This window comes from Pseudomonas sp. NPDC090208, assembly GCF_044746785.1.
Classification (GTDB): Bacteria; Pseudomonadota; Gammaproteobacteria; order Pseudomonadales; family Pseudomonadaceae; genus Aquipseudomonas.
Window position 1 is genome coordinate 17,787 of the sequence record NZ_JBIVCU010000011.1, and the last position, 22,627, is coordinate 40,413.

At 60.2% G+C, this 22,627-nt stretch carries 20 protein-coding genes; 14 read left to right on the forward strand and 6 right to left on the reverse strand.

The features are described 5' to 3' along the window. Positions 1–154: 154 nt before the first annotated feature. Positions 155–1,531 (reverse strand): signal recognition particle protein, encoded by a 1,377-nt coding sequence (gene ffh, locus ACIPL0_RS18635; RefSeq protein WP_400598111.1) that lies wholly within the window; start codon positions 1,529–1,531, stop codon positions 155–157. A 235-nt stretch (positions 1,532–1,766) separates the two neighbouring features. On the opposite strand from ffh, the gene ACIPL0_RS18640 reads away from it, so the two are divergent. From ACIPL0_RS18640 to ACIPL0_RS18650, 3 genes are all read left to right on the forward strand, one after another. Next, entirely contained in the window at positions 1,767–2,579 is an 813-nt protein-coding gene (locus tag ACIPL0_RS18640) for an inner membrane protein YpjD (RefSeq protein WP_400598110.1), read from the forward strand. A gap of 12 nt (positions 2,580–2,591) precedes the next feature. Then, the gene (locus ACIPL0_RS18645; protein WP_400598107.1) at positions 2,592–3,830 is read left to right on the forward strand and encodes a CNNM domain-containing protein; all 1,239 of its coding nucleotides are present in this window, start codon (positions 2,592–2,594) and stop codon (positions 3,828–3,830) included. A gap of 299 nt (positions 3,831–4,129) precedes the next feature. Then, positions 4,130–5,452 (forward strand): MFS transporter, encoded by a 1,323-nt coding sequence (locus ACIPL0_RS18650; RefSeq protein WP_400598106.1) that lies wholly within the window; start codon positions 4,130–4,132, stop codon positions 5,450–5,452. 179 nt (positions 5,453–5,631) lie between these two features. Here the strand turns inward: ACIPL0_RS18650 and purT are convergent, their stop codons facing one another. The 4 genes from purT to ACIPL0_RS18670 all read right to left on the reverse strand — a co-directional run bounded on the left by purT (position 5,632) and on the right by ACIPL0_RS18670 (position 8,448). After that, positions 5,632–6,813 (reverse strand): formate-dependent phosphoribosylglycinamide formyltransferase, encoded by a 1,182-nt coding sequence (gene purT / locus ACIPL0_RS18655; RefSeq protein WP_400598104.1) that lies wholly within the window; start codon positions 6,811–6,813, stop codon positions 5,632–5,634. A gap of 235 nt (positions 6,814–7,048) precedes the next feature. Then, entirely contained in the window at positions 7,049–7,267 is a 219-nt protein-coding gene (locus tag ACIPL0_RS18660; protein WP_400598102.1) for a DUF1289 domain-containing protein, read from the reverse strand. Continuing rightward, entirely contained in the window at positions 7,267–7,791 is a 525-nt protein-coding gene (locus ACIPL0_RS18665; protein WP_400598100.1) for a gamma carbonic anhydrase family protein, read from the reverse strand. The genes ACIPL0_RS18660 and ACIPL0_RS18665 overlap by 1 nt, the downstream gene beginning before the upstream one ends. A gap of 48 nt (positions 7,792–7,839) precedes the next feature. After that, positions 7,840–8,448 (reverse strand): CoA pyrophosphatase, encoded by a 609-nt coding sequence (locus tag ACIPL0_RS18670; RefSeq protein WP_400598098.1) that lies wholly within the window; start codon positions 8,446–8,448, stop codon positions 7,840–7,842. A gap of 146 nt (positions 8,449–8,594) precedes the next feature. On the opposite strand from ACIPL0_RS18670, the gene ACIPL0_RS18675 reads away from it, so the two are divergent. From ACIPL0_RS18675 to nagE, 11 genes are all read left to right on the forward strand, one after another. Next, positions 8,595–9,149: an NUDIX hydrolase gene (locus tag ACIPL0_RS18675; protein WP_400598097.1), complete on the forward strand. Its 555-nt coding sequence runs from the start codon at positions 8,595–8,597 to the stop codon at positions 9,147–9,149. Positions 9,150–9,194: 45 nt separating this feature from the next. Further along, positions 9,195–9,758 carry a murein L,D-transpeptidase family protein gene (locus ACIPL0_RS18680; RefSeq protein WP_400598095.1) on the forward strand — a complete coding sequence of 188 codons (564 nt, stop codon included), beginning with the start codon at positions 9,195–9,197 and terminating at the stop codon, positions 9,756–9,758. A gap of 548 nt (positions 9,759–10,306) precedes the next feature. After that, positions 10,307–10,573, forward strand: coding sequence for a hypothetical protein (locus ACIPL0_RS18685; RefSeq protein ID WP_400598093.1), 267 nt, complete (start codon positions 10,307–10,309; stop codon positions 10,571–10,573). A gap of 263 nt (positions 10,574–10,836) precedes the next feature. Then, positions 10,837–11,172, forward strand: coding sequence for a hypothetical protein (locus ACIPL0_RS18690; RefSeq protein WP_400598091.1), 336 nt, complete (start codon positions 10,837–10,839; stop codon positions 11,170–11,172). Between the two features lie 104 nt (positions 11,173–11,276). Beyond that, the gene (locus ACIPL0_RS18695) at positions 11,277–13,553 is read left to right on the forward strand and encodes a hypothetical protein (RefSeq protein WP_400598089.1); all 2,277 of its coding nucleotides are present in this window, start codon (positions 11,277–11,279) and stop codon (positions 13,551–13,553) included. A 13-nt stretch (positions 13,554–13,566) separates the two neighbouring features. Continuing rightward, positions 13,567–14,589 carry a formylglycine-generating enzyme family protein gene (locus tag ACIPL0_RS18700; protein ID WP_400598087.1) on the forward strand — a complete coding sequence of 341 codons (1,023 nt, stop codon included), beginning with the start codon at positions 13,567–13,569 and terminating at the stop codon, positions 14,587–14,589. A 393-nt stretch (positions 14,590–14,982) separates the two neighbouring features. Then, entirely contained in the window at positions 14,983–15,714 is a 732-nt protein-coding gene (locus tag ACIPL0_RS18705) for a GntR family transcriptional regulator (RefSeq protein ID WP_400598085.1), read from the forward strand. Positions 15,715–15,743: 29 nt separating this feature from the next. Then, positions 15,744–16,850, forward strand: a complete 1,107-nt coding sequence (gene nagA / locus ACIPL0_RS18710) for an N-acetylglucosamine-6-phosphate deacetylase (RefSeq protein WP_400598084.1) — start codon at positions 15,744–15,746, stop codon at positions 16,848–16,850. After that, the gene (locus tag ACIPL0_RS18715; protein ID WP_400598083.1) at positions 16,831–17,853 is read left to right on the forward strand and encodes an SIS domain-containing protein; all 1,023 of its coding nucleotides are present in this window, start codon (positions 16,831–16,833) and stop codon (positions 17,851–17,853) included. Before nagA ends, ACIPL0_RS18715 begins: the two co-directional genes overlap by 20 nt. Before the next feature lie 39 nt (positions 17,854–17,892). Continuing rightward, positions 17,893–20,436, forward strand: a complete 2,544-nt coding sequence (gene ptsP / locus ACIPL0_RS18720; RefSeq protein WP_400598081.1) for a phosphoenolpyruvate--protein phosphotransferase — start codon at positions 17,893–17,895, stop codon at positions 20,434–20,436. Between the two features lie 81 nt (positions 20,437–20,517). Continuing rightward, positions 20,518–22,152, forward strand: coding sequence for an N-acetylglucosamine-specific PTS transporter subunit IIBC (gene nagE / locus ACIPL0_RS18725; protein WP_400598151.1), 1,635 nt, complete (start codon positions 20,518–20,520; stop codon positions 22,150–22,152). A 162-nt stretch (positions 22,153–22,314) separates the two neighbouring features. Here the strand turns inward: nagE and ACIPL0_RS18730 are convergent, their stop codons facing one another. After that, entirely contained in the window at positions 22,315–22,626 is a 312-nt protein-coding gene (locus ACIPL0_RS18730; RefSeq protein ID WP_400598078.1) for an NGG1p interacting factor NIF3, read from the reverse strand. Position 22,627: the final 1 nt, after the last annotated feature.

Below are 22,627 nucleotides of genomic sequence, written 5' to 3' on the forward strand. Positions count from 1 at the left end.
TTTGCAAATGACTTTTTCCGGCGCAAACAGCCGGGCCATCCAGATCTGCGATTGGAGCCGTCATCGCTGACGGCGTTTTTTGCCTGCCTGAGCAGGCCAGTGGGACAGTCATCCCAAAGAAGGACGCGCGAACGCAGGGTCCGCGCGCTGCAAATCAGAGTTTCGGCATGCCGCCGCCGGGCATCATGCCGCCCAGGCCGCGCATCATTTTGGCCATGCCGCCTTTGGTCGAAAACTTCTTCATCATCTTCTGCATCTGTTTGTGCTGCTTGATCAGACGCCCGATGTCCTGCACCTGAGTGCCGGAACCCATAGCGATGCGGCGCTTGCGCGAACCGCTGATCAGCTCGGGGTCGCGACGCTCGGCCGGGGTCATCGAGTTGATGATGGCTTCCATCTGCTTGAACTGTTTTTCCGCCGCGTTCTGCGCGTTGCCCATCTGCGACAGGTTGACGCCGCCGATGCTCGGCAGCTTGTCCATCAGGCCGCCGAGGCCGCCCATGTTCTTCATTTGCTGCAGTTGATCGCGGAAGTCTTCGAGGTCGAAGCCCTTGCCCTTCTTCAGCTTCTTGGCCAGCTTGTCGGCCTTTTCCTTGTCGAGGGTCTGTTCAGCCTGTTCGATCAGGCTGAGCACGTCACCCATGCCAAGAATGCGCGAAGCGATACGGTCCGGGTGGAAAGGCTCCAGGGCGTCAGTCTTCTCGCCCATACCGATGAACTTGATCGGCTTGCCGGTGATGGCACGTACCGACAGCGCGGCACCGCCACGGGCGTCGCCGTCGACCTTGGTCAGGATCACGCCGGTCAGTGGCAGCGCATCACCGAAGGCCTTGGCCGTGTTGGCCGCGTCCTGACCGGTCATAGCGTCGACCACGAACAGGGTTTCCGCCGGTTTGACCGCCGCGTGCAGGGCCTGGATCTCGCCCATCATCTCGGCGTCGATGTGCAGACGACCGGCGGTGTCGAGAATCACCACGTCGATGAACTTGAGGCGCGCTTCCTTGATCGCCGCTTCGGCGATGTCCACCGGCTTCTGGCTGATGTCGGACGGGAAGAAGGTCACGCCGATGTCGTTGGCCAGGGTTTCCAGCTGTTTGATCGCCGCCGGACGGTAAACGTCGGCAGAAACGACCATCACGCTTTTCTTCTTGCGCTCTTTGAGGAACTTGGCGAGCTTGCCTGCGGTGGTGGTCTTGCCCGCACCTTGCAGACCGGCCATGAGCACGACGGCCGGCGGCGCGACATTAAGCGTCAGCTCTTCGTTGGCCGCGCCCATCATCTCTTCGAGTTCGGCCTGGACGATCTTCACGAACGCCTGGCCCGGCGTCAGGCTGCGCGACACTTCGGTGCCGACGGCGCGCTCCTTGATGCGGTTGACGAAGTCCTTGACCACTGGCAAGGCGACGTCCGCCTCGAGCAGCGCCATACGCACTTCGCGCAGCGTGTCCTTGATGTTGTCCTCGGTCAGCTTGGCCTTGCCAGTGACCTGGCGCAGCGTCTGCGAGAGACGATCTGTCAGATTTTCAAACATGCGCGATCCTTTGGGTGCGTACGGGGCGCCGGTGGCCTGTTCTCGCTGGCACCGACTTTCGCGGTGACCCTATATAAGGAAGAAACAGTGCCCGGCGAGCCTGTGCCTTGAGCAGGTCGCGAATTATAGCGAAGACTCCGGCGCACGGACACCACGGCGTCGGCTTCGCCGGTCTTTCGTGTCCCGCCGGTTCTATGCCAAACTCAGCGGCTTTCGGGCACGCCCATCAGGATCTATGTTCCCCTTGTCACCGAGTTTGCTATTCAGCCTCGCCGCCGCCGCCCTCTACGCCGCTGCGACTCTCTATCAAGGCATCCGCCTGCGTCAGGGCAAAAAGACCGACAAATGGCTGCTGTGCCTGATCGGTACCCTGGCCGTCGCCTGCCATGCCAGCGCCCTGGTCGGTCAGCTGGTGCGCCCTATCGGCCTGGGTCTGGACTTTTTCAGTGCCGCCAGCCTGATTGCCGTCGCGGTGATCATCGTGACCATGCTGGCGTGTATCCGCATACCGGTGGAAATCCTGCTGGTTCTGCTGTTTCCGCTGGGTCTGTTGACCACGTTGATGGCGCAGTTCGCACCGGTCGGCACGCTGCAGCCGATCACCGGAGAAAATGGCCTGATCGGCCATATTCTGCTGTCGATCCTCGCCTACGGCATGTTCACCATCGCGATGTTCCAGGCACTGTTGCTGCTGGTGCAGAACCGCCAATTGAAGAACAAGCACCCGTCAGGCCTGATCCGCAGTTTCCCGCCGCTGCAGACCATGGAAAGTCTGCTGTTCGGCTTTCTCTGGGCGGGCTGGACCCTGTTGTCGATGTCACTGGTGTCCGGCTGGCTGTTCGTCGAAAACCTGTTCGCCCAGCATCTGGTACACAAGACCCTGCTGTCGATCCTCGCCTGGATCGTCTTCAGCGTGCTGTTGTGGGGACGCCACAGCCTGGGCTGGCGTGGGCACAAGGCCATCCGCTGGACCCTGGGCGGTTTCTGCCTGCTGATGCTGGCCTATTTCGGCAGCAAGCTGGTACGCGAATACATCCTGCACATCTGACAGGCGTCGATCATGGATAACCTGCCCATCGGCACGATGCTCGCGCTCCTCGCCCTGCTCACCTCGTGGTCAGGGCTGTTCACCGCCGTCGAAGCGGCCCACCACAATCTGCGTGCGGCACGGGTCAATCCGCGCTCGACCGAGCCGCCGAAACCGGTGCTGGCTTTCAATCTCAATAGCCTGATCCTCGGCAACACCCTGCTGCGAGTGCTGATCACCGTGCTCGTCACTCTGCTCGCAGTCGGCCAGTGGTATTTCCACGGCGCGCTGATCGCCTGGCTGGCGGTCGGCAGCCTGCTAGTGGTGGTCACCGAGTTCATTCCGCGCAAACTGGCGTCCCGCCGCCCGGAAGCGATCCTGCTGCTGGGCAACAACGTGCTGCGCATTCCCATGCGGCTGCTGCGGCCGCTGACCTGGTTGTACAAGAACATCGCCAAACTGCTGTTGCGGCCGTTCCTGTCGAAGCGCCGCCCCGACACCGCCGGCGATGACGACGACATGGGCCCGACGATCTACCAGGAAAACGAAAACGGCTTTGGCCGCGCCCAGGTAATTTCCGGCATCCACGCGCTGGCCAGCATGACCGTCAACGACATATTGGTGCCCCGCAGCGAGGTCGACGGCATCAACCTCGATGACACCATCGAGGAAATCATCGACAAGCTGATCATTTCCCGCCACACCCGTCTGCCGGTCTATCACAACGACATCAATCAGGTCGAAGGCGTGCTCAACACGCGGATGATCAGCCACCTGCTGCCGCGCGGCGAACTGACCAAGGAAGCGCTGAAGGCCGCCTGCTACGAACCGTACTTCGTGCCGGAAAGCACGCCGCTGCAATTGCAGTTGCTCAACTTCCACAAACAGCAGCGGCGGATGGGCGTGGTGGTCGACGAGTATGGCGAAGTGCTGGGCATCGTCAGCCTGGAAGACATTCTCGAAGAGATCGTCGGCGAGTTTGAAAGCGAGCAATCCCTCGACAACCCGCACATTCACCCGCAGCCAGACGGCCGTCTGGTCATCGAAGGCGCAGCGTCGATCCGCGATCTGAACAAGAGCCTGGGCTGGCACCTGCCGTCCGATGGCCCGAAAACCCTCAACGGCCTCATCACCGAAGCGCTGGAAACCATTCCCGACAGCTCGGTGTGCCTGAAGATCGGCCCGTACCGCCTGGAAACGCTGGAAACCGAAGACAACCGGGTGACCCGCGTGCTGATGTGGCAGAACACCCGCACCAAAGATGTGACCTGAGGCTCTGGCGCGGGCTTGTAAACACTTGTTTCCGCGCCAGCGCCGTTCCTATAATCAAACCGCTTACCCAGCCCCGCCGATCCGCGTGCTACCCGCACAGAGCGCGATCCGGCCAGCCAACAGCCTGACGTCTTCACGCAACACCCCTGGCGCCCGCTCTCATCCCGAGCCTTGCCAACGCCCCTGCCCGCATCCGGGCTAGTCTGTTCAGCGCTGCCCCCACAACAATTAACGATTGCCCCGGTTTTCGCGCGATGTTCGACGCCTGCCGGCCGGCAAGATGATCCAGGGATAATTGCATGAGCACGACTTCTGCCTATCAACCGGGCGACGAGAGCGAAGCCCGCCCCGCCAACTCGGCGGCCCGCGTCGCCACGGCGAGCTTCATCGGCACCGCCATCGAGTTCTACGACTTCTACGTCTACGCCACTGCGGCAGCACTGGTGATCGGCCCGGTGTTCTTTCCACAGACCTCCAGCACCGCACAGATGCTGTCGGCCTTTCTGACCTTCGGCATCGCCTTCCTCGCCCGCCCGCTGGGCTCGGCGCTGTTCGGCCACTTCGGTGACCGCATCGGGCGCAAATCGACACTGGTCGCTTCGCTGCTGCTGATGGGCGTCTGCACCACCCTGATCGGCGTGCTGCCCGGCTACGAAGCCATCGGCTCATGGGCACCGATCCTGCTGTGCGTGTTGCGCTTCGGCCAGGGCCTTGGGCTGGGCGGTGAATGGGGTGGCGCAGCGCTGCTGGCCACGGAAAACGCGCCGAAAGGCAAACGCGCCTGGTTCGGCATGTTCCCGCAACTGGGCCCGTCGATCGGCTTTCTGGCCGCCAACGGCTTGTTCCTGACCCTGGCGGTGACCCTCAATGACGAGCAGTTCCGCTCGTGGGGCTGGCGGATTCCGTTCCTGCTCAGCGCCGTGCTGGTGGTCATCGGCCTCTACGTGCGCCTGAAACTGGAAGAAACACCGGTGTTCGCCAAGGCGATTGCCCGCCACGAACGGGTGAAAATGCCGATTGCCGAGCTGTTCGCGCAGTACTGGGCACCGATGCTGCTGGGCGCGGCGTCGATGGTCGTGTGCTACGCGCTGTTCTATATCTCCACGGTGTTCTCGCTGAGCTACGGAGTGAAAACTCTTGGCTACAGCCGTGAATCGTTCCTCGCCATGCTGTGCTTTGCGGTGCTGTTCATGGCCTTGGCCACTCCGCTTTCGGCCTGGGCCAGTGACCGTTTCGGACGCAAACCGGTGCTGATCATCGGCGGCGTGCTGGCGATTCTGTCCGGCTTCCTGATGGAGCCACTGCTGACCCACGGCACCACATGGGCGGTGACGCTGTTTCTGTCCATCGAACTGTTCCTGATGGGCGTGACCTTCGCCCCGATGGGCGCCATGCTGCCGGAACTGTTCCCGACCCGCGTGCGCTACACCGGCGCTTCGGCGGCCTACAACATCGGCGGCATCGTCGGCGCTTCGGTGGCACCGTTCTTCGCCCAGCAACTGGTGGAGATGGGTGGTCTGAGCTGGGTCGGCGGGTATGTCTCGGCGGCGGCGCTGATCAGCCTGATCGCCGTGCTGTGCCTGAAAGAGACCCGGCATGCGGATCTGGACAAGATCGCCTGACGCTTGAATTGCGTGGCGCTTGATCTGTAGGAGTGAGCTTGCTCGCGATCGCTCAGGATCAGGCATCTCGGTGCTCCTGAAGCATTGCAATCGCGAGCAAGCTCACTCCTACGACAGGCTACGAATACACCAACAAAAACGGCGCCCCAAGGGGCGCCGTTTTTCATTGCCGATGCCGCTTACAACTGCACTTTCACCGCGCCCGATGCGCGGGTCGCCTTGGCGCGAGCAGCTTCGATCGACTCATCGCGGGCCAGGGCCACGCCCATGCGGCGCTGACCGTTGACTTCCGGCTTGCCGAAAAGACGCAGCGCGGTGTCTGGCTCGCTCAGGGCCTGCTCCAGATTGGCGAAAGCGGTCTGGGTCGACGTGCCTTCCACCAGAATCACCGACGATGCCGACGGGCCGAACTGACGAATCAGTGGAATCGGCAGACCGAGAATCGCACGGGCATGCAGGGCGAACTGCGACAGGTCCTGGGAAATCAGGGTCACCAGACCGGTATCATGCGGACGCGGCGACACTTCGCTGAACCAGACCTGATCGCCCTTGATGAACAGCTCGACGCCGAACAGGCCACGACCGCCCAATGCTTCGGTGACCGCCTTGGCCACGCGCTCGGATTCGGCCAGCGCCACCGGGCTCATCGCCTGAGGCTGCCAGGATTCCTGATAATCGCCCTTCTCCTGACGGTGGCCGACTGGCGCGCAGAAGGTGGTGCCGCCAACGTGACGCACGGTCAGCAGGGTGATTTCGTAGTCGAAATCGATGAAACCCTCGATGATCACCCGGCCCTTGCCGGCACGACCGCCTTCTTGCGCGTAATCCCAGGCCTTCTGCACGTCAGCTTCGGTCTTGAGCAGGCTCTGGCCTTTGCCCGACGAGCTCATGACCGGCTTGACCACACATGGGAAGCCCAGGTCTTCAACGGCCTTCTTGTAATCTTCGAAGGTGTCGGCGAAGTGGTACGGAGAGGTCGGCAGGTCCAGCTCTTCGGCGGCCAGACGACGGATGCCTTCGCGGTTCATGGTCAACTGCGTGGCGCGAGCCGTCGGGATCACGGTAAAGCCTTCGGACTCCAGCTCCACCAGCGTCGCGGTGGCGATGGCTTCGATTTCCGGAACGATGAAATGCGGCTTCTCGGCCTCGATCACAGCACGCAGCGCGGCGCCGTCGAGCATGTTGATCACATGGCTGCGGTGCGCGACCTGCATGGCCGGAGCATTGGCATAACGGTCGACGGCAATCACTTCAACGCCCAGACGTTGCAGTTCGATCACCACTTCCTTGCCCAGCTCGCCGCAACCGCAGAGCAATACGCGGGTCGCGGTCGGCGACAGTGGAGTTCCGATTTGAGTCATCTCAGGTCCTCGTGGAGCAGATATCAAGGGCAGCCCGCCACAGGCGAGCAACCGCAGGGGAGAAAGGCGCGCAATTTACCATGAAGGCCGGGGATAGGGTTGAGTAGCGGACAGATGCCTGATGATCGACGCGGTTAATTGTAGGAGTGAGCTTGCTCGCGATTGCGGTGGGGCATTCAAGGCGATACTTCTGAGCGACTCCATCGCGAGCAAGCTCACTCCTACAAAAGCACGGTCAGTTGTTACCCACCGAAAACATCATCCCGGACGCCTGCGCCCGCTCGCCGCACAACACCAGCACCGCCCGGCGCTGGTCGTTGTCCATGCGGCTCCAGGCGGTGATTTCAGCCACCGTGCGCTGGCAGCCGGTGCAGATGTCGTCCTCGTCCAGCGCGCAGATGCTGACGCAGGGCGAACGGACAGGTTTTTCGTGGAGCGGCTTGTCGCTGGACATCAGTCTTCCTGGGGCGCCAGATCGCGGGCGTAGCGCTGGGCGTTGTGAACATAGTGAGCGGCGCTGGCTTCGAGCATTTTCTTCTCCGCGTCGGTCAGCTCGCGGACGAGCTTGCCCGGCGAACCCATCACCAGCGAACCGTCCGGAATCACCTTGCCTTCGCCGATCAGCGAATTGGCGCCGATGATGCAGTATTTACCGATCTTCGCGCCATTAAGGATCACCGAATTGATACCGATCAGCGTGTTGTCGTCCACCGAACAACCATGCAGCATCACGTTATGACCGATGGTGACGTTCTTGCCGATGGTCAAGGGCGATCCCATGTCGGTGTGCATCACCGTGCCATCTTGCACGTTGCTGTTCTCGCCGATGTGGATCAACTCGTTGTCGCCGCGCAGCACCGCGCCAAACCAGACGCTGGCGTTGGCTTCCAGTTTGACCTTACCGATCAGCGTGGCGGTCGGTGCGATCCAGCTTTGCGGATGGGCTTCGACGCGGGCGTCTCCCAGACGGTATTTCATGCAAGGGTCCTTGTTGTTATTGCTTAGTTCACGGTTGGATGAGACGCGTCACTTGACGACGTGAATGGCCGAGCGCTTGGGTGGCTCGTTAAGGCGGATATCACTGTCAAACAGCACATTCATCAGTTCGACGATCATGATCGCGGTCAGTCCCCAGATCTTGTACTCGCCAAAGCGGTAGCTGGGCACGTACCAACTGCGCCCCTGATAGTCGATGCGGTGGGTATGTTCGCGGGCGTCTTCGCGGAAGAAACTCAACGGCACACTGAACACCGACGCAATCTCGGCGTCGTTGGGCCGGTATTCGACAAAATCGGGAATCACGCCGACATAAGGCGTGACCTTGATGCCATGTTTGGAGATCAGCGGGCTGAGCGGGCCGACCACTTCGACCAGGCCTGGCGGCAGACCGATTTCCTCTTCGGCTTCGCGCAGCGCGGTGAAGATCAGATCAGGGTCTTCGGGGTCACGACGACCGCCGGGAAAAGCCACCTCGCCACCATGGGTCGACAGCCCGCTGGCACGCAAGGTCAGCACCAGTTCCGGTTCATCACGTCGAGTGATCGGCAGCAGCACCGCCGCCTCCGGGAAGCGTGCGTCAGTGTCCAGCGTGCCCGGCGTGTGGCTGCTTATACGGCCAAGTAGCTCGTCCAGCATGGGAAGCCTCGATCTGTTGCCTGCCCAGCATCATGCACCAAAGCGACGACACGCCCAAGCCCTTGTCGGCTTGCAGGCATATGCCGCTTGCCCGCTACCCGCGCACACGCCAAGATAGCCGCAGACTCAAGGAACCCGATCCAAACATGAAATTCTGCAGCCAGTGCGGCGAAAAGGTCATCCAGCGCATCCCCGAAGGCGACAGCCGTCTGCGTTTTGTCTGCGACCATTGTCAGACCATTCACTACCAGAACCCCAACATCGTCGCCGGCGTGCTACCGGTGTGGGGCGACAAGGTATTGCTGTGTCGCCGCGCCATCGAACCGCGCCTGGGCTACTGGACCCTGCCCGCCGGGTTCATGGAAAACGGCGAGAGCGTGGCCCAGGCCGCCCGCCGGGAAACCGTCGAAGAGGCCTGTGCCGTGCTGGCCGACGACCTGCAGCTGTACATGATGATCGACGTGCCGCACATCAATCAGGTGCACATCTTCTACCGCGCCAACATGGCCAGCGAAGACTTCGCTGCCGGGGTCGAAAGCCTTGAAGTGAGGCTGTTCGACGAAGCCGAGATCCCGTGGTCGGAACTGGCCTTCAACACCGTCAGAAAGACCCTGGAATGTTTCTTCAACGACCGACGGACTCAAGAATTCCCGGTCCATACCGATTGTTCTGTTGTCACTACACCACTCAAAACCGTTTGATCGATGATGCGCAGTCGCTGCGCAGGCTTCAGGGAAACTCTTTAAATGCGTTGGTTGCTTGTTGCTCTATGCCTGTCGTTCGCTCCGTTGTCACAGGCCGCGTTTACCCAGACCATCGTGCCCAAGGGCAGCGAACAGAAGTTTGTCGACGGCAAAGTCGTGGACACCGGCGACATCGCCGACCACGCCATCGATAAAGTGCTGGTCCTCAAATCCGCCCGCCAGCTGCAACTGATCAGCCATGGCGAGCCGCTGAAAACCTACCGCATCTCCCTGGGCAAATACCCCAAAGGCCCGAAGCTGCAGGAAGGCGACCAACGCACACCGGAAGGCTTCTACTGGCTCGACTGGCGCAAGACCAGCGACGCCTTCAACCTGTCGATGCACATCTCCTACCCGAACATCTCCGACTCCGCCCGCGCCCGCCGCGAAGGCGTCAACCCCGGCAGCATGATCATGATCCACGGCACGCCGATCAACGAGGAATACCCGGAGTGGTACTTCCACACCCTGGACTGGACCAACGGCTGCATCGCCATGCGCAACGGCGACATGCGCGAAGTCTGGGAACTGGTCAAAGACGGCACCATGATCGAGATTCGGCCGTAATCCTCCCCGCAATTCTGTCCCTTTCCCTGTAGCAGTCCGGCTTGCCGGCGGTGGCGACGTCAACGGCGCTGTCGCTGGCAAGCCAGCTGCTTCGCAGTGCTTGATGCCTCCCCTGCACAAACAACGCGAAAACACGCGAATTTCCCGATAATCGGGATCGAAATGTGGGAAATTTCTGAAAATCCAGCAATGCTTACAGAGTCAGCCCCTGAGCGCTTGTTCGGCCCAAAGCTCCCGGCTAGTGTGCCCGCCGTCGCTGCAAACTCAGCGGCCGGGTGTGGAAGCCCGAACACAGGGCACGAAAGCTCATGACAGGCATCTGGAACAGAAATGTTTCGGCGGCTGTGCTATGGCGGCTGTGCGTCGGGCTCCTTCGGGTGCGCCGGGGTCTCCTGTGACCGGTCTTCCACACCTTCGCACAGCTGCCACCCATTCATGTGGAAGTGATGGATGTCAGCTCAACCTCACAGGAGCTGCACAATGTTCAAAATCACACCCAATCCCCCGGCCTCCAAACCCGTTTCGATAGCGAACACCGGAGGTGCCGCATGACTCGTTTCATCCCCCTGAAAAGCAACAACTCCGCCTGTCCCGTTCTGCACATCGATACCGAAGCGCCGCTGGACTACCTCTACGCCAGCGCCGATCGCCGCATCCGCATGGCCCGCCAACTGCTGCAATACCTGGACAGTGTCGAAGACCAGGAAGTGCGTTACCTCGCCAACTGCGCCCTGATACTGCTCAGCGATGGTTGTGATGCGCTGGAGGCGGTGGAAGCCCATATCTCCCCGCCGCCCTCCTGCACGTTCATCTGAGTCCACTCAAACAGCCGCCAGCTCTCATGCTGGCGGTTTGGTTTTGTGAATAAGCGCACTAAATATTGCTCAGTCGTGTAGGAAACGTCTTTGCATTTCGTCCTACTCGTCTTGATCGCAATCGCTCATCTGGAGCCTCAGGCTGAAATCCCGCATCGTCCGTCCCCTCTGAAAAAACCGACACATTCGTCGTCACCCCAGTCATTCCAACCACGTTGCCATGGAGGCGCCGGGTGACTGATGCCTTTCATGGATGCCCGTACATGCCCAATACCATAAGCACTGCCTTCCTCAACCACTCCTGCCACGAGCTTGAAGTCCAGGATCCTCACGCTCCACTCGATGTTCTTACGTTCACCCGCAGCGAAGGCAACTGCGAGCCGTTCACCTGCACCCTCGAATTCACGTCCATGGTGCAAGACATCGCCATGGAAGCAATCCTCTGTGCAAAAAGCCGGTTTCAACCTGTGTGCGCGGTGCAAGCCGCCGTCCTCCGACATCTTCAAGACCTGATTGGGTGGGGCCAGTATTACCGCGACCCCAGTCCGGCCACCCAAGCCTGGATCAAGGAGCACGGCATTCCCTATGGCAACTGGTAACCCGACCCAATGCCGCACGTACGGCACCGGCAAGCAAATCACAACCCCGGCAGTGCCCTCACAGCAGGCATGGAGCCCATTCGAATTTGATGGAGTGTGAACACATGAGCCAGAACAATACCCCTATCGCCGTAAACCGTCTCGGCAGAGATGCCCCCGTCGCTGATGTATACCGCTCGGCGTTGCGCTGCTACTTCCGACCGGAGACCGAGGAGTTTGTTTTTCTCTCCGACAAGGACGCAGGAGAATTCGAAACCCACTGGCGCGGCATGATGGTTGCCATGGATGACTTTCACCAAGCCAAAGCTAACTACTCGAGCGCGCTGAAGTACTACGACGATTGTGCCAAGGCACGAGCGTCCTCCCTGCAGATGGACAAGAGCCTTAAAGCTATCGATGCAGCCGAAACCGAACTGGAAAAGACACGTGAGGCGATCAAGGAAAAACTTGGAAGCCTTTCTGAAGAGGGGCTGGGTTATGACGATGTTGTTGAATTGATCCCTATCGCTGGACAAAACCGGGGAAAAGGTAAAAGAAGCGGAAAATCGGTGCCTTACGCGTACGTTAAAAAAGGCTATTTCGAAAAGACCGAAAAAGGTCTCAAGTTGCACAAAGTCAAGCTCAAACCGGCTGACAAACTCGGCGGCCAAGAAAACTTTCTGACCCGTGATCGCCAGGGTCGGCTCACCATCGACAGCGATAAAATTGCAAAAAGAATCGAAAACACGGACTGGTCAAAGATCAAGATAGAACTTCAGGATGTGCTCGATTGGGCCGGTTCAGATTTCAAGTTGGAATCACTGAAGGAAGATCGAACGTTACATGACTGGGCTAAAGAGTGGAACGAAAACCTGACCATTGACAAGCCGCTATTTGAAAACGTCGATTTCTCCGGCGGGGCTCAGTTCATGCGATTCACCTCCAACGTAGGGGCGAGCCTGGAGTTGGATGTTGCAAAGCGGCAAAGTTCGCTCAATGTAGAGCTAAAGAGAACCTTGACCCTCGCTTCCGGTTTTCTTAACTTAAAATGGACATTGCCCGATCAATTCGGCTGGAACTTAAAAATGAAAACCCGAAGCGGCGAGATCCTTAATCTTGGCAATCTTCGTGTGCGGGTGGATGGTCAAATCGGCGGATTTGTAGGCGGCTCATTGCAACTTGAGGGGCAAGTCCAGGTGATGCTCAAAGGCCAACAGCAGGTAATCGCTGGACAGCCTGGCCTCCTGCCGCGCTTTCGGACACGCAAGGCCAAGGGCATCGAGTTTTTTCAAGCCATGGAGGCGGAAGACGAAGGTGTAAAACTGGCCGGAGAACATTTCCGGGGCGCGCGCGTTGAAGGCACCGTAATGGGGGCGTTGCAGTGGTTGAAGCCGACGCCAGCACCGGAAAGCTCGGATACGCGGGCACAAGGTTTACGTAAATATGCCGGCGAATATGAAGACTTTGCCAGCATCGGCTACAACATCGCCGGTCTGACCGGGCTAGGTGTGGGCGGAAAGTTTTTCTGCACGTTTATCAACGGTAAATTCTGCTTCCATGTTTCCGCCAGCGTATGTGTTGGCAGGGGGGCTAAAGGTGGATTTATTGCCGAAGTCAATGCCAACAACATTATAGAATTTGGTTCATGGCTAGCCTATCAAATATACACTTTGGACTATGGCTTCTTTGAAGTGATGAACCAAGACGCCTATAAAGCTTACGGTCACATTTGCGCTCTGGAAATAATCCTCGGAAAAAGAAAAGCCTATCTGGCTCACGACTGGGGCTTTAAATACTCCCGCGATATTTTTACGGCACTAAAAAAGGCGACAGACAGCCTTTTTGATGATGCAAAAAATGGAATAAGTGCATCAAAAAAACGCAACGCCATCGCCGAAAACGTTATGAACATCGGAGACGAATTATTGCGATGCACTCCCGAGACCAAAGGAATATTACTTTATCTATTGACACGACACAGCAAGCTTGATCATGCCGACATAAATAACAGAACCATATCCGGCGATATCTATCATATACGTAAAGAGGCTGTTATCCGCATACTGACTAGCATTCAAACCATCTCAGAATGGCATACGGTTTTGTGTAGAATGTCAGATGATGGCACTAAAATACCAGGCAAAACCAGCAATATATCTAAAGCTCAAGAAGGTCATTTGTTGCGTTTTTTGCGCGAAGGCCACGACCGTGACGATGCGTTGATTGAGCACAAGTGGAATATTGAGGTAATTTTCGAGCGCTTGAAAGCTGAGCCTACAGCGGGCTATTCCTTGGCGATGAACGATAGTTATTATTACAACATTTTTCAAGACTCTAACCCACACTATCCCAAGCAATGCTATTTTGGCGAGTGCGAACCCACGACTACTCAGCTAGTATAAGGCCGCAAAAAACATGAACACACAACTACTATTGATACCCCTTCTGTTTATTGTCGCGCTTCAAGGATGTGAACGCCAAGATGCTCCGGACAACAATGAGATTAACGCCTTGACCGGAGATGAACTGCAGGCTTTCATAAAAAACGTCAAGGACGATTTGATTTTTGTAGAAGGCGGTTTTTTTCTGATGGGAGACTTTGGCCCCGAACATTCGCCTGAAAGACTACCTTACGATATAGAAAAGCATAGCAAACCATTGCACAAAGTTGAACTCAGCAGCTTCTCCATGAGCAAGCATAAAACTACCAATTCTGAATTTCAGCATTACCTAAAATTCAATGATTTACCTTTGAGAGAAAATGGCACCGTTAGAAAATCTGAATGGGACCAGATGAATAGCATCGCAGAGACACCAGCACATGCGGATTGGTACGAATCCGCAAAATATTGCGACTGGTTAAACGAAATCACTGGACTTCCTTTTTCTCTGCCCACAGAAGCACAGTGGGAATACGCTGCACGTAGTCGCGGACAATATTATATGGTGGCCACAGACGATGGCACCTATAGAGCAGAGCCTTATGACCTAGTGACAGAAAATTACAACCCTAAAGGAATAAATATTTCAAGCCGCGGAAATAGAATTGAATTTTCCAGCTTGCAGGGGTGGACACTAGGTAGTACTTCCCCTCTCCCAGTGGATATGTTTCCGCCTAATCCGTTAGGAATATACTCGCTAACAGATAACGGCCTGGAGTGGGTCAAGGACTGGTACGCTCCTGACTACTACCAAAACTCTCCTATGAAAGACCCTCAAGGTCCTGACAGGCCTGTATTTAAAAATAAGTACGGACAGTATTTAAAAGTTATGCGCGGGAATGCTGAGACTGATCCGTATTGGGGAGGCGGCGTCAACATACTTCGACACGCGGTGGATCCACTGGGTAGATTCGACGGGGACGAAATGCCGTATTTGGACTACAAGACCATGCGTTGTGTGGTCAACAATCCAGAACCAATCATAACTGGACGGTAGGGCCGGCCGGCAATCTCACTCAAACGGTGAGCTAGACCGTGCTCAGGTCAGCATAAAAACTCATCCGCGCGACAGAACGCAGATGATAGACCGGCCTCTGCCGGTCACCCATGGACCACCGGACGCCGCCTTCTACCAGCTACCGGCTCTAGGGAGTTCAGGATGTCCAAGCAGTTTTTTTGGAAGCGCGATAGACAACCTATCCCGGGGCGGTCCAGCCCGCTGGCTTGAGCTATCCCGAGCATGTCACCGCCGTAAGCTGAACTAACGGAGCCGATCGAAACATCACAACCCCGTGACCAAAAACCCACAACAACCATACCAATTCCATTGACGTGGTATGCAAGTGGTATTATTTTCGGCCCATCATCCGAAAACAACGACTTGCTACCGATGAATTCAATTCTTGCCCTGCGTCCCGATGATTCTCAGCCGACGCCGCTGTATTTGCAGTTGGCGCGCAATCTGGAGGCGGCGATTCATGCCGGGCACTGGAAGGCTGAGCAGGCGTTGCCGTCCGAACGCAGTCTGAGTGAAACCCTGAATATTTCCCGGGTCACTGCGCGCAAGGCGCTGGAGGTGTTGCTGGAGCAGGGGCTGATTCGGCGCAGTCAGGGGTCTGGCACCTTTATCACGCCGCGTCTGGAGCAGCCGTTGTCGCGGCTTTCCAGTTTCAGCGAGATGTTGCGGCTCAAGGGTTTCACGCCGAGTTCGCAGTGGCTGTCCCGTGACATTGCCTTGCCGACCCATGAGGAGCTGATCCGTCTGAGCCTGTCGCCGACGGAGAACGTGGCCCGACTCAAGCGCCTGCGCAAGGCCGACGGCATTGTCATGGCGGTGGAGATGAGTGCCCTGCCCGCTGCGTTGCTGCGGGACCCGCAGGCCATCGGCGACTCGCTGTATGCCCATCTCGACAGCATTGGCCGGCCCGTCGTGCGCGCCTTGCAGCATATCCGTGCGGTCAATGCGTCGGCGGAAATGGCAGCGCTGGTGGGGATCGAAACCGGCACGGCGATGCTGCTGATGACGCGGATCGGTTATCTGGCCGACAACACGCCCATCGAGCTGACCGACACCTATTGCCGCGACGATTACTACGACTTCGTCGCCGAATTGCGACGCTGAGTCCGCGCTCGCGACACAACGGAGCCCTTATGTCCGATTTCAACATTCTCACGCCGACCGGCTGGGTCCGTGGCCAGTTGCAGCAGCGCGACGGCCGGGTCACGCAGATCGACGGCACACCATGCGACCCGCAGGACAACGACCTGCCCTACCTGCTGCCCGGCTTCATCGATCTGCATGTGCATGGGGGTGGCGGCGCCGACATCATGGAAGGCCGCGACGGTTTCGCGACCATCGCCCGCACCCATCTGCGCTTTGGCACCACCTCGATGCTGGCCACGACCATGACCGCGCCGGCTGCCGAAATCAGTCAGGTGCTGGAGCAACTGGGCACGTTCTGCGAAACCCGCCAGCCCGGCAGTGCTCGCGTGCTCGGCGTGCACCTGGAGGGTCCGTATATCAACCCCGGCAAACTTGGCGCTCAGCCCAACCATGCCCACGCCGCACTGCTGGAAGAGGTCGAAGATTACCTGCGTCTGGCGCCGATCCGAGTGATCACCATCGCCCCGGAAATCGCCGGGCATCTGCCATTGATCACAGCGTTGGCGGCGCGCGGTGTGCGCCTGCAGATCGGCCACACCCTGGGCAGTTACGAAGAAGGCGTGAAGGCGCTGGAGGCCGGCGCCACCAGCTTCACCCACCTGTACAACGCCATGAGCCCGCTGCATCACCGCGAGCCCGGCATCGTCGGCGCGGCGTTGGCCCATGCGCGTTTTGCCGAGCTGATTCCGGATTTGCTGCACGTTCACCCCGGCGCGATCCGCGTCGCGCTGCGCTCGATCCCCTGCCTGTACTGCGTCACCGATTCCACCGCGGCCACCGGTATGCCTGACGGCCAATACAAGTTGGGCAGCCACACCGTGACCAAATGCCTGGGTGGCGTACGTCTGGCCGACGGCACCCTGGCCGGCAGCACGCTGACCATGGATCAGGCGCTGCGCAATCTGGTGAAGATCGGCGTGCCGCTGGCCGAAGCCTCGCAGCGCCTGTCGCAGTTCCCTGCCGACTATCTGGGCCTCCACGAGCGCGGCCGCCTGCAATCGGGCAGTTGGGCCGATGCCGTGTATCTGAATCGTGACCTGACACTGACCGCCGTTATGGTTGAAGGAGAAACCATTGAACTCGAAGATGCTTGAAGAGGCGCTCGCCTCCGCCGATGTCGTGCGCCGCCAGTTGGAGGTGCTGGAGCCGCCACTGATCGACGTCGCCGCACGCCTGCGCCAGAGCCAGCCACAGGTGGTACTTACGGTAGCCCGGGGCAGTTCCGATCATGCCGCCAGCTATTTCGCCTACCTGACCATGCAACTGGTCGGCGTGCCGGTGGCGTCGCTGCCAATGTCGGTGGTGACCCTGCACGACTCGCCGATGCAGGTCAGCGGTCAGCCGGCGATCGCCTTCTCGCAGTCAGGGCAAAGCCCGGATCTGGTCAGCACGCTGCAGACGTTGCGCGAGCGCGGCGCTCTGAGCATCGCCATGGTCAACGCCGAAGGCTCGCCGCTGCAGCAGGCCTGTGAATACCACCTGCCGCTGAGTGCCGGCGCCGAGCTGAGCGTGGCCGCGACCAAGAGCTTTATCGCCACCTTGAGCGCCAGCGCACGGCTGGTTGCCCACTGGCGGCAGGATCAGGCGCTGTTGCAGGCCGGCCAGCGTCTGGCCGAAGACCTGCACGCGGCAGCCCGTCAGGACTGGTCAGCCGCCATCGAGGTGCTGCGCGACTGCCAGCGGTTGATGGTGATCGGCCGAGGGCTGGGTTTCGCCATCGCCCAAGAGGCCGCGCTCAAATTCAAGGAAACCTCGGCGATCCAGGCCGAAGCGTTCAGCAGCGCCGAAGTACGCCACGGGCCGATGGCGCTGGTCGACGATCAATACCCGCTGTTGGTGTTTGCACCCCGTGGTGCCGAACAGGCCGGTCTGCTGGCACTGGCTGCAGACATGCGTCAGCGCGGCGCACGGGTGCTGCTGGCTGCGCCGGACGATATCGCCGAGCGCGATCTGACCCTGAGTTGCGCCGGCCATCCGGCCCTCGATCCGATTCTCGCCATTCAGAGTTTTTACGTGATGGCCGCCCATCTGGCCCGCGCCCGGGGTCTGGACCCCGACCAGCCGCGGCATCTGAGCAAGGTCACCAAAACCCGTTGATTGCGCGCCACCCTGGCCGACGCCTACAAGGACGATGTCATGCATAACAATAAACAGATGACGCTCAGCGCCCCTTTCAGTGGTCCCATTCTCCTCCTCGCGGACGTGCCCGACCCGGTGTTCGCCGGTGGCGCCATGGGCGACGGTATCGCCATCGACCCACTGGACGAGGTGCTGCACGCGCCCTGTGCCGGGGTGGTGATCAACGTCGCGCGCAGTCGCCACGCCATCAACCTGCGGGCGGACAACGGCAGTGAATGGCTGCTGCACGTCGGCATCGACACGGTGACGCTCAATGGCGACGGTTTCGAGGCGCTGGTCAAGGAAGGTCAGCGGGTCAGCGAAGGCCAGCCGCTGTTGCGCTTCGACCTCGACAAGGTGGCGCGGCAAAGTCGCAGCCTGATCAGCGTGCTGGTGCTGCTCAACGGCGAGCAATTCAGCATCGCCCCTGTGAACGGCCTGCGTTCGATCAACGTCGGCGAGCCGCTGCTGCAGGTGTCTGCGGTCACGACGGACGCATCACTCGACATCGTTCAGGAAGCTGCCGCCAACGAAGCACGTGGCAGCATTCGGGTGGCGCACAACGGCGGCCTGCATGCGCGGCCGGCGGCCCTGTTGCGGCAAACGGCGCGACAATTCGCCAGTCGGGCCGAACTGCATTTCGCCGGTGCCAGCGCTTCCACCGACAGTGTCACCGGCCTGATGAGCCTGGGTGTCGGCGAACATGACGAGGTGGAGGTGATTTGCCTCGGCCATGACAGCGAGGTCGCCTTACAGGCGTTGCTCAAGGCGTTGTCCACGCCGTCGGCAGAGGAAAAACCCCACGCGGCACCGATGACACAACCAGTCAGCCCACGCCCTGTCGGCCTTGCCGACGGCGTGTTGGCGGGCATCACTGCGTCTCCGGGTCTGGTCAGCGGGCCACTGTTCCGTCTGGGCAATATCGAACTGGAAGCCGATAACGGCCAGCACGCGCCGGACGAGCATCGGCAGCAACTCAGTGCAGCGCTGGTTCAGGTGCGTACCGATATTCATCGGGCGCAGCACGGCGGGTACGATGAACAGTCGGCCATCTTCGCCACCCATCTGGCGATGCTGGAAGACCCGGCGCTGCTCGACGCCGCGTTCGACAGCATCGATCAGGGCCACAGCGCCGCCCACGGCTGGAGTCAGGCGGTGCTGGCCCAGTGCGAATTGCTGGAAAGCCTCGACAATCTGCTGCTGGCAGAACGCGCCAATGATCTGCGCGACCTGCGGCAACGGGTGCTTGTGCAGTTGCTCGGCGAAACCCGAGCCTTGCAGGTGCCCGCGGGCGCCATTGTCATCGCCCACGAACTGACCCCGTCCGATCTGCTGATGCTGGCCCGCTGCGAAGTCGGCGGCATCTGCACGGCCATTGGCGGCGCCACCGCCCATGTGGCGATTCTGGCGCGCAGCCGAGGGATTCCGTTACTGGTGGCGATGGGGCCGGCACTGCTGGAAAGCAGCAGTGATTTACTCGGTCAGCCAGTAGTGATCGACGCCGACCATGGCCGTCTGGAATTGAAACCGGACGCCACCCGCCTCGCCCAGGTACAAACGCTGACCCGGCAGCGTCTGGCGCAACATCAGCGTCAGCTTGAACACCGGCATGCGCCAGCCCTCACCCTGGATGGCGTCACCGTCGAAGTCGCGGCCAACGTGGCATCCCGCTACGACACGGAAAACGCCCGGGACAACGGCGCCGATGCCGTGGGCCTGCTGCGCACCGAGTTTCTCTTCGTTGACCGCGACGACGCGCCGAGCGAAACCGAGCAGTTGAGCGCCTATCAAGGCGTGCTCGATGCCATGCCCGACAGGCCGGTGATCGTCCGCACCATCGACATCGGCGGCGACAAGCAACTGGCCTACCTGCCGCTGCCGGCTGAAGCCAACCCGGTGCTGGGGCTGCGCGGCATCCGTCTCGGCCAGGCCCGTCCGGAACTGCTCGACGAACAATTGCGGGCGCTGTTGCAGATCAAGCCGCTGAGCCGCTGCCGGATTCTGCTGCCGATGATCAGCGAGGTCGGCGAACTGTTGGCGGTGCGTGAGCGCATCGAGCAACTGGCGACTGAACTGGGCGTGAGTGAGCGGCCGCAGCTCGGGGTGATGATCGAAGTGCCCTCCGCTGCCCTGCTCGCGGATCAACTTGCCGAGCACGCGGACTTTCTCTCCATTGGCACCAACGACCTGTCGCAATACACGCTGGCCATGGACCGCGACCATCCCGGTCTGGCCGGGCGGGTCGATGCCTTGCACCCGGCGCTGCTGCGGCTGATCGCCATGACCTGCTCCGCCGCAGAGAAGCACAGCCGTTGGGTCGGTGTCTGTGGCGCACTGGCGTCGGAGCCCTTGGCCAGCGCCGCACTGATCGGCCTGGGCGTACGCGAGTTGTCGGTGAGCCCGCCACAGATTGCCGAGATCAAGGCCGGCGTGCGCGAACTGGATGTGCGCCAGTGTCAGGCCCTCGCCCAGCACCTGCTCACCTTGGGCAGCGCCGCCGATGTTCGCGCAGCCTGCACCACCTGGCAGACACAAATGCAGCCCCGCCCCGTCAGCGCCTGAATAACAACAACGACTGGATCAAGGAGAGACGCCGTGTATCAACACTTCATCGAAGGCCTGCAACGGCTGGGGCGTGCCCTGATGCTGCCCATCGCGATTCTGCCGATTGCCGGCCTGTTGCTGCGCCTGGGCGACACTGACCTGCTCGACATCGCGATCATTCACTCGGCAGGCAACGCGATCTTCAGCAACCTGGCGCTGATCTTCGCCATCGGCATCGCCGTCGGTTTCGCCCGTGACAACAACGGCACCGCGGGCCTCGCTGGCGCCATCGGTTATCTGGTGATGACCTCGACCCTGAAAGTGCTCGACGCGCACATCGACATGGGCATGCTCGCCGGGATCATCAGCGGCCTGCTCGGCGGCGCCATGTATAACCGCTTCAAGGACATTGCCCTGCCCGAGTATCTGGCGTTCTTTGGGGGGCGCCGCTTCGTGCCGATTGTCACCGGGCTGTCAGCGGTGGTGCTGGGACTGCTGTTCGGCTGGATCTGGCCACCGGTGCAGCAGGGCATCAACAGCCTCGGCCAGTTGATGCTGGAAAGCGGCAGCATCGGCGCGTTTTTCTTCGGCGTGCTCAACCGCGTGCTCATCGTCACCGGCCTGCACCACATCCTCAACAACCTGGTGTGGTTCGTCTTCGGCAGCTTCAGCGATCCGGAAACCGGGCGTGTGGTCACGGGTGATCTGGCGCGCTATTTCGCCGGCGACCCGCAGGCCGGGCAGTTCATGACCGGCATGTTCCCGATGATGATCTTCGGCCTGCCGGCGGCGTGTCTGGCGATGTACCGCAATGCCCTACCGGACCAGCGCAAGTTGATCGGCGGGATTCTGCTGTCGATGGCGCTGACCTCGGCGCTGACCGGCGTGACCGAGCCCATCGAATTCGCCTTCATGTTTCTCGCGCCGTTGCTGTATGTCCTGCATGCGCTGCTCACCGGTCTGTCGATGGCCCTGGCCAACCTGCTGAACATCCATCTGGGTTTCACCTTTTCCGGCGGCGCAATCGACATGGCGCTGGGCTGGGGCAAATCCACCAACGGCTGGCGAGTGTTCCCGCTGGGGCTGGTCTACGCGCTGGTCTACTACGTGGTGTTCGATCAGTGCATCAAACGCTTCAACCTGAAGACGCCGGGACGTGAACAGGTCGCCAGCAGTTCTGCGCAGGTGGCTCAGAGTGATCGCGCCGGCGCTTATATCAAGGCACTCGGCGGCGCAGCGAATCTGCTGGCCATCGATGCCTGCACCACGCGCCTGCGTCTGCAACTGGCCGACCGCAACAAGGCGCAGGACGCCGAGTTGAAGACCCTCGGAGCGATGGCGGTGGTCCGCCCGGGCAATGGCGGCAGTCTGCAAGTGGTGGTGGGGCCGATGGCCGACAGTCTGGCCGATGAACTGCGCAATGCACTGCCCCATGCGGCGAGTAGCGTCGCTTCGGTCGATCAGCCGCAGACGGCCGCTATCAACGTTGATGCCATTCAGGCGCAACAGTGGCTGCAGGCACTCGGCGGCAAGGCGCTGGCCGAGGTGGAATGCGTAGCCATGACCCGCCTGCGGGTTCAGTTGAAAGACGGCCAGCAGCCAGCGACTCAGCAACTGGAAGCGCTGGGTTGCCAGGGTTTCAGAAACCTGGGCAATGGCGTGTGGCATGTGTTGGTGGGGGACGGTGCTCAGGGGTTGAGCGAGGTGTTGCGGGGGATGGTCAAAGCGAGCTGAAACTGTAGGAGCTGACTTGTCCTGCGACCTGCCGCGAAGCGGCAGCAAGCCCGGCAGACACGGTCTTTCTGATACACCGCGTTCACTGGGTTTACGACTGCTACGCAGCCGGTCGCAGAACAAGCCAGCTCCTACAACAATCGCGCCCAACGCATCAGCCGATCAGAATTCCTCCAGCTTCCACACTTCATAAGCTGGCGTTTCATAGGGATGGCTGCTTTTCAGGGCAGCCACCGCCTCGCGGATCAGCTCATCGGCGACGACCAGCTCGACCTTCCACTCTTGCACCTGCTCGATCTCGCCGGTCTGCCCAATGAACGGCTGGCTGCCGTCCAACGGGCGAAACTGGCCTTGACCGAGCACCTGCCAGGCGCAGCAGTCATAGGCACCGATTCGCCCCGCACCGGCGGCGAACACTGCGCTTTTGACCTGCTCCACATGGCTCAGCGGCACGAAGAAGGCGAGTTTGTACATC

What these genes read in the sequence shown, in the direction of transcription:
- ACIPL0_RS18680 (WP_400598095.1), top strand. Translation starts at nt 9,195, where the DNA reads ATGCGTTGGTTGCTTGTTGCTCTATGCCTGTCGTTCGCTCCGTTGTCA.
- ACIPL0_RS18685 (WP_400598093.1), top strand. Translation starts at nt 10,307, where the DNA reads ATGACTCGTTTCATCCCCCTGAAAAGCAACAACTCCGCCTGTCCCGTT.
- ACIPL0_RS18705 (WP_400598085.1), top strand. Translation starts at nt 14,983, where the DNA reads ATGAATTCAATTCTTGCCCTGCGTCCCGATGATTCTCAGCCGACGCCG.
- ACIPL0_RS18700 (WP_400598087.1), top strand. Translation starts at nt 13,567, where the DNA reads ATGAACACACAACTACTATTGATACCCCTTCTGTTTATTGTCGCGCTT.
- ACIPL0_RS18675 (WP_400598097.1), top strand. Translation starts at nt 8,595, where the DNA reads ATGAAATTCTGCAGCCAGTGCGGCGAAAAGGTCATCCAGCGCATCCCC.
- ACIPL0_RS18660 (WP_400598102.1), bottom strand. Translation starts at nt 7,267, where the DNA reads ATGTCCAGCGACAAGCCGCTCCACGAAAAACCTGTCCGTTCGCCCTGC.
- ACIPL0_RS18690 (WP_400598091.1), top strand. Translation starts at nt 10,837, where the DNA reads ATGCCCAATACCATAAGCACTGCCTTCCTCAACCACTCCTGCCACGAG.
- ptsP (WP_400598081.1), top strand. Translation starts at nt 17,893, where the DNA reads ATGCATAACAATAAACAGATGACGCTCAGCGCCCCTTTCAGTGGTCCC.
- ACIPL0_RS18665 (WP_400598100.1), bottom strand. Translation starts at nt 7,791, where the DNA reads ATGAAATACCGTCTGGGAGACGCCCGCGTCGAAGCCCATCCGCAAAGC.
- ffh (WP_400598111.1), bottom strand. Translation starts at nt 1,531, where the DNA reads ATGTTTGAAAATCTGACAGATCGTCTCTCGCAGACGCTGCGCCAGGTC.
- nagE (WP_400598151.1), top strand. Translation starts at nt 20,518, where the DNA reads ATGCTGCCCATCGCGATTCTGCCGATTGCCGGCCTGTTGCTGCGCCTG.
- ACIPL0_RS18670 (WP_400598098.1), bottom strand. Translation starts at nt 8,448, where the DNA reads ATGCTGGACGAGCTACTTGGCCGTATAAGCAGCCACACGCCGGGCACG.
- nagA (WP_400598084.1), top strand. Translation starts at nt 15,744, where the DNA reads ATGTCCGATTTCAACATTCTCACGCCGACCGGCTGGGTCCGTGGCCAG.
- ACIPL0_RS18695 (WP_400598089.1), top strand. Translation starts at nt 11,277, where the DNA reads ATGAGCCAGAACAATACCCCTATCGCCGTAAACCGTCTCGGCAGAGAT.
- ACIPL0_RS18640 (WP_400598110.1), top strand. Translation starts at nt 1,767, where the DNA reads ATGTTCCCCTTGTCACCGAGTTTGCTATTCAGCCTCGCCGCCGCCGCC.
- purT (WP_400598104.1), bottom strand. Translation starts at nt 6,813, where the DNA reads ATGACTCAAATCGGAACTCCACTGTCGCCGACCGCGACCCGCGTATTG.
- ACIPL0_RS18650 (WP_400598106.1), top strand. Translation starts at nt 4,130, where the DNA reads ATGAGCACGACTTCTGCCTATCAACCGGGCGACGAGAGCGAAGCCCGC.
- ACIPL0_RS18730 (WP_400598078.1), bottom strand. Translation starts at nt 22,626, where the DNA reads ATGTACAAACTCGCCTTCTTCGTGCCGCTGAGCCATGTGGAGCAGGTC.
- ACIPL0_RS18645 (WP_400598107.1), top strand. Translation starts at nt 2,592, where the DNA reads ATGGATAACCTGCCCATCGGCACGATGCTCGCGCTCCTCGCCCTGCTC.